Genomic DNA, 6,425 nt, shown 5'->3' with positions numbered 1-6,425 from the left:
TCGTTATTCCTGCTTTCCGCTCTATCAGCTGTATCAAACAGTGATATCCTACCTCAACGGGTCTATTGCTGTATAGTAAAGCAGGATTGTTTTTTAAACGCATTAGCTGGTCACTAAATTATAGTACGGTTCTTTTTCCAGATACATTTTTCACGTGGCAAACAGCGTTACACATCCCGTTCGGGCAAAGATTTTCCGGCTTTCATCATGTTTATTTTGTCATACATGATGAACAGTATACATTTACTATTTTCCGGGCTATCTCACCTGGCAACAAAATGATGATCGGCTATTAACCGTGATACTTCTAAGTTGACAATGTTCTGATTAAAATTTCTGGTCTGATAACAAAGTGGTTTTTAAGCATCTACTAATCATCCAGCATTCATAAAAACTACAGCCAAATCCTGCGGACTCTTATCTATCGCTGATACCGGACATAGGTTCCCTTGTTAAAGGCAAATTCGGATAGCATTCGGATACAACAAACTCCCGGGTTTACAACTGTATTCTTATCAGAATACCTACTTTTCTCACGCAACACCTGACTTTTGTTTTTCATACGCGTTGGTCATCGTTTTTTAAAGAAGGAGGCAGCAGTCAGTAAGCTGCATTTCTTTTCCTTTTTACGGGTTCTTCGATGTTCTTTTTTTTAAAACCTGACAAACAACTAGTTATTAGGGTCTAGGATAATCGGGTTGCGTTGGGTCAACCTTTTAGTTCGTCATATCGCCATACTTTCCAATCAATAGCTGAAAAATATTTGCGTCGTAAAATAAGCAAATAAAAACGAAACAACCAAAAGTCTTCCGTGAACGGAATAAAAACGACCACACTTTCGATAAGTGTCACAACCAGGTCCGATAGTGCTTCCTACATGGTTAAAAAAGTGTATGCATACGGTATACGTACAACTACGTATTTTATGGCATCCGTATTTGGTCCGTTATGTCTGTTTTCGTGATGATCCTTTTTGGGAGCGAGTCTATTAAATCATTGGGCAGCCAATAACAAGTGTATAATCATAAAAAATATACTTTTTATCTCTTTTGGGAATGTGTAAATTAAGATACGTTTTGTTAACCTTAAAATACCCTATGCGGATACCTATGTATAGTAAGCAATCCAGCGGGCATATTAGCCGGCTGTAATCCGTGTAACAAAATCCACCATACACCTACACACGTCCAACAAGATGATAATAATGAAGGAAAGGCGCCATTTTTAACGCTCGTAAAAAATCTACCTTTCCAATATAAAAAACGGATCAAATAATACTGGCTAAACTGTAAATCCCAGATGGATAATTGGCTCAATTAATCAGCATTTTTTGAGTATAATGAATGCAGCAGGCATATTATTCACTCCCCTAACTCTAGCAGGTGTACACCGTCAAATAAAAAACAGCAAAAACAAAAAGCGTATTTTCTACCGAACAGACATCGCTAAAATTGATATATTTAGTCTTTAAAAATATCAGCAAAAAATGCGCAATTCCCATCCACAATCGGGGAAGTAGATTTTTAAGAACTTTATATTAAATTTGGTGATCGGCTATTGAAAGAAAACAACAACTTTTGAGAAGCATTAATTTGAACAATGACACAGTTCACGTTACACTTCCACTCAATACCGCTTTATTGTTCAAATATCTTTAAGGATATCTTCCGACCATATTGGTAGCGGTTTAGGCTTATCCATCGTTCAGGAAATATGCAGGTTTCACAGGTGTAACGTAAAATATAGTTTTGGAAATAAGCACATATCTTTTCCGTTACCTTTTAATACGTATAACAATGGATATTCATAATAATGAATTTCAACCCAAATATTCGGAAAAGTCAGAGAGCGTGACTTTTATGGTGAAAATAGTTGTGTATATGCTGTTTACAATAACGATTATTGCCATAAGTGTCTTTACAATAGCCACCCTCTCTTCAAATAAGATAAATTTTCTTATAAAATTTTCAACAGTAGTAGTCGTCATACTTCTTTTGTTTTTTTTGATAAGAACATTTCTTCAGCAGCTTAGTGAAAATAAAAACAATAAAATCACACATGTAGTTGTTGACAGCAATGGGTTTCATCATTTTCAAAACTTAGAAATTGTTAAATCCATAACTTTTGATTTATTGCGTCCAAACCCTGATAAAAAATATGACATCGACCTGTCGGACGGCGATGATGTACCAATAGACTTACTTGTTCACTATTATAATGCTACATTGAATCAAATAGAATGTAAAGCGATTACCTTTGCTACAACATTTAGCATAAAAAATGGCCGGGAGTTAAAAGTATATTTTATTCAGGGTATCATAAGGTTTCGCCCTGACCTTAGCATTTCACCAGGCGTTTTTGATTTTTTCAGTTTTAAACATGAATAGCTACTGAAAAAAAATAACAAATTTTGAGAAACATTAATTTAAATAATAACACAGTTCACATTACACTCTCAAAAAAAACGCCGGTAACCCCGGCGTTTTTTGGTAGCTCATCAGGTCATTCCACTTCTAAAAAACCAATGGCAATTTTCTCAGCCCACGTATCAGCATATTATTCCGCCATTCCAATACATCTACTGCCGGATCGAATTGTAAGTCTGGAAACCGTTGCAACATGGCGGCAATGGCGATTTCCGCTTCCAGCCGGGCCAGTGAGGCGCCAATGCAAAAGTGCGCGCCAAAGCCAAAGGCGATATGCTTGTTATACTCCCGTTTGATATCAAATACCTGCGGGTCTGTAAATTTGGTGGCATCCATGTTGGCGGAAGAGAGCACCACCAATACGCCATCTCCTTCTTTCATCGTAACACCGCCCCAAACGATATCCGTACTGGCACGGCGCATGGTACTGGTTAATACCGGTCCGCTATGCCGTAACATTTCATCTACCGCAGGTACAATCAATGCAGGATCATTGCGTAGCATGGCCAGTTGGTCCGGGTTGGCCAGTAAGGTATACATGCTGTTACCCAGCAGGTGGGCGGTGGTTTCGTGGCCCGCCACAATCAGCAGGAATACCATGGCATACAATTCTTCCTCACTTAGTTTATCTGTACCGTTCCTCGCTTCGAGCAGGGCGGTCACCAAATCATCACCGGGTTGCTCCCGTCTTAATACAAATACTTCTTTCAAATAATTTCTCAGGCCAATGGAAGCATCTTCCAATGCCTGCCGGTTACTATCAGTGATTCTCAGTTCCATCATCACTTCCGACCAGATACGTAATTTTTCCCGGTCGTGATGCGGTAGCCCCAACAGTTCTGCCAGTACAACAATCGGCAATGGATAGGCATATTCTTCTACAAAATCCATTTGCCCGGTACCTTTTGCCTGGATTTTGTCCAGCAGTTCGTCGGCGACCTGCTGTATACGGGCGCGGAATCCCTGAATATACCGCGGTGCAAAAGCACTTTGTACCAGGGAACGTAAACGGGAATGTTCCGGTGCGTCCCTCGACAACATATTTTCTTCTGTCATTCTGTAAATCGGCGCTTCGTTCTCCGGATCGTACGTGGGACTGGTACGATCCCGGGCGTCTGCAGGTACTTTTGTAAAACGGGGATCTTTCAATACCTGTTGGGCATCATCAAATTTTGTAATTAACCAGACCGGAAAGTTTCCTTCCATGGTAATCTGGCATAGGTTTTCCTGTTGTCTTAATTGTTCAAAAAAGTTGGCCGGGTTGGTCGTAAACACCTTGCTATAGGGTTCATCTTCAGGACGAAGATCAGCTATCACCGGACATTTGGAGATTTTGCTAACTGTCATAAGTGTTGTTCATTTTGAGGGTTAATACTAGCGTTAACTGGGTTATTCATCTCATTGTACAGGCATGGAAACAAGTAGCCATACCAGCTAATATAAACGTAACAGGTACGTTCACTATTGCGGGTATTCTTATAAACGGAACATATAAACCTGGCTTGTATTTCCGGTACACTGCACATAATAATGCCATTAACCGGAAGCGGGTTTTCACCAGGACCTGGTGCCAGAGAGCCGTAGCCTGTTGATAATATAAATGAACTTATTCCGATCGCATATGATGCCGTATGGGGGTTATCTTATTTTATCATTACTCAGAAGATCAGCGGGAGTTTTTTCAAACCGCGTATAAGAATATTACTCCGCCATTCCAGCACATCCACCTCCGGATCAAATTGCAGATCAGGGAGTCGTTCCAGGAGGGTACCGATGGCAATTTCCGCTTCCATTCGCGCCAGTGCCGCCCCGAGGCAAAAGTGTGCCCCATAGCCGAAAGTAATATGCCGGTTATCGGTACGCCTGATATCGAATGTTTCCGGCTCGTGGAATTTGTTTTCATCCATGTTGGCGGAAGCAATCACGACCAGTACCCCATCTCCGGCCGGAATGGTCACCCCATCGACTTCCACATCCACCAATGCTCTTCTCATGGAAGATGTCAGTACCGGACCGCTGTGACGAAGCATTTCTTCTACCGCAGCACCGATTAACTGCGGCTCCTGTTGCAGCAGTTCCAGTTGCTCCGGATTTGTTAACAGGGTGAATATACTGTTACTGATCAGATGCGCTGTCGTTTCATGACCTGCAATCAGCAGCAGGAATATCATCGCATACAGTTCTTCATCCGTCAGGCTGTCGCCCTGGTCCCGCTGGCGGAGCATTTCGCTGATCAGGTCATCGCCGGGATTGGCTCTTCTGTAGTCAAATGCTTCTTTTAAATAGGCAACGAAGTGAGTAGACGCTATTTCCGTCACATTCCGGTTGCCATCTGATACGTGGATGGTCACCAGGTCTGCAGACCATTGTTTTACTTTTTCCCGGTCTTTTACCGGCAGGCCTAATAATTCGGAGATCACACTAATGGGAAGCGGATAAGAAAATTCTTCTACCAATTCTATCTTTCCGCGATGTTGTACTTTATCCAGCAGTTCGTCTGCAATCTGCTGAATACGGGGGCGCAACGACTGTACCAACCGGGGCGTAAAGGCATTTTGTACCAGCGTCCGCAGCCGGGTATGGTCAGGCGCATCTTTTGATAACATGTGATCTTCCCTCAGTTTATAAATAGGGGCTTCTTCTTCCTGACCGGCATCAGGATTGGTTTTGCGTTGATCTACCGGTACTTTGGTAAAGCGGGGGTCCCGTAACACTTTAATGACATCATCATAACGGGTCACCAGCCAAACCGGGAAACCATCTTCAAATGCTACGCGGTGTACAGGTCCCTCTTGCCGCAATTGTTTAAAAAAATGATCCGGATTTGCTGTAAGCACGTTGAAGTTAGGATCTTCACTTTGATTGGAACCGGATAAGACAGGGCATTTTGATCTGTTAACAACTGACATATGATTATCTATTTTGAGGGTGGAAAATAACTGCTGTCAGGGCTATCCTTTTGACGGGGTTCGTTCGTCAGTATCTGTTTTATGGTGTTCCGTTAATACGCCAGGATAATGGTTATTGCTACTGATGATTTCCGTTTAAACGCTACTGCTAATGTACCATTTATTGCGTTAAAAAAACCACCCGCCTTGTGGTCAAAGATGCAGATCAGTCCATGCCCGATTATCTCGGATAGAGGATTCTGATAGCTGTGATGTCACCGGAGGTGAAAGTGCTCCATGGCAATACAGTAGAGTTCATCACGGAGTTAGGATCAGAAGCAGGTGTACCCTGAATAAACACACCCTGGTTCTGATTGGTATGCAGCAAGCCAATGTTGTGGCCCAGTTCATGGGTCAGTGCGAATACTTTCTGGCTTTGGCTGAGACCATCGTGATAACGGTTGATTTCTACGGTAGCTCCTGGTCTGCCATTGGAAGTAGGCAGGTAAGCGCGGGCAATCCAGTTGGATGGTTCATTGGACAGGTCGGTAATGGTAATATGCGCACCGGTAGAAGCAAAAACAAATCTCAGTTTGGATACGCTGCTGATATTGCTGGCATTCCAGTTACCAATTGCAGTTACCACGGCATTGGACCAGGCCGTGTTACTTACCCGGTTATTTACCCGTACTTCGGTAATGATGGAATTGGACACCAGATAGGTACCCCGGTAATGTTCAGTCGTAACGCCGCCGGCTGGTTGTTTGTCATAGTGTTTCTGCAGTTCGTCTTTGTTGATCAGGATGTCGCCATTGGCCGTAAATAATTGTTTCTGCTCATCATAACTGATGTTGGATTTATCAGCGCCGGTAGTTTTGCTCAAAAATTCTGTCAGGGCGGTAACATCTGCTGCAGGTTTGGCCGGAGTCGTTTCGCTTGCTTCGCGTTTACATCCGGTGATAAAAAGTGCTGTTGAAAGTGCTGCTATACAGAAGGTAGATTTGAAATTGGTGATAACATGTTTCATATGGTTAACAGATTTGATTGTAATGAAAAAAGAAATGGTTGTTCATTCAATAAAATAAAAAGGCGGGTGGTTAACTGCATTAAG

At 42.4% G+C, this 6,425-nt stretch carries 4 protein-coding genes; 1 reads left to right on the top strand and 3 read right to left on the bottom strand.

What is annotated here, in order from left to right; genetic code table 11:
• Positions 1–1,796: 1,796 nt before the first annotated feature.
• Positions 1,797–2,387, top strand: a complete 591-nt coding sequence (locus OL444_RS13795; RefSeq protein WP_264732583.1) for a hypothetical protein — start codon at positions 1,797–1,799, stop codon at positions 2,385–2,387.
• A 126-nt stretch (positions 2,388–2,513) separates the two neighbouring features.
• Here OL444_RS13795 and OL444_RS13790 read toward each other — a convergent pair whose 3' ends face one another.
• The 3 genes from OL444_RS13790 to OL444_RS13780 form a co-directional block, all read right to left on the bottom strand.
• The gene (locus OL444_RS13790; RefSeq protein ID WP_264732585.1) at positions 2,514–3,773 is read right to left on the bottom strand and encodes a cytochrome P450 family protein; all 1,260 of its coding nucleotides are present in this window, start codon (positions 3,771–3,773) and stop codon (positions 2,514–2,516) included.
• Between the two features lie 311 nt (positions 3,774–4,084).
• Positions 4,085–5,335 (bottom strand): cytochrome P450 family protein, encoded by a 1,251-nt coding sequence (locus OL444_RS13785; protein WP_264732587.1) that lies wholly within the window; start codon positions 5,333–5,335, stop codon positions 4,085–4,087.
• 220 nt (positions 5,336–5,555) lie between these two features.
• Positions 5,556–6,341 (bottom strand): M57 family metalloprotease, encoded by a 786-nt coding sequence (locus OL444_RS13780; RefSeq protein ID WP_264732589.1) that lies wholly within the window; start codon positions 6,339–6,341, stop codon positions 5,556–5,558.
• Positions 6,342–6,425: the final 84 nt, after the last annotated feature.

Source organism: Chitinophaga nivalis (assembly GCF_025989125.1).
Lineage (GTDB): Bacteria > Bacteroidota > Bacteroidia > Chitinophagales > Chitinophagaceae > Chitinophaga > Chitinophaga nivalis.
Note: the sequence above shows the minus strand (reverse complement) of the source record. Positions and strands in the feature narration are given on the sequence as shown.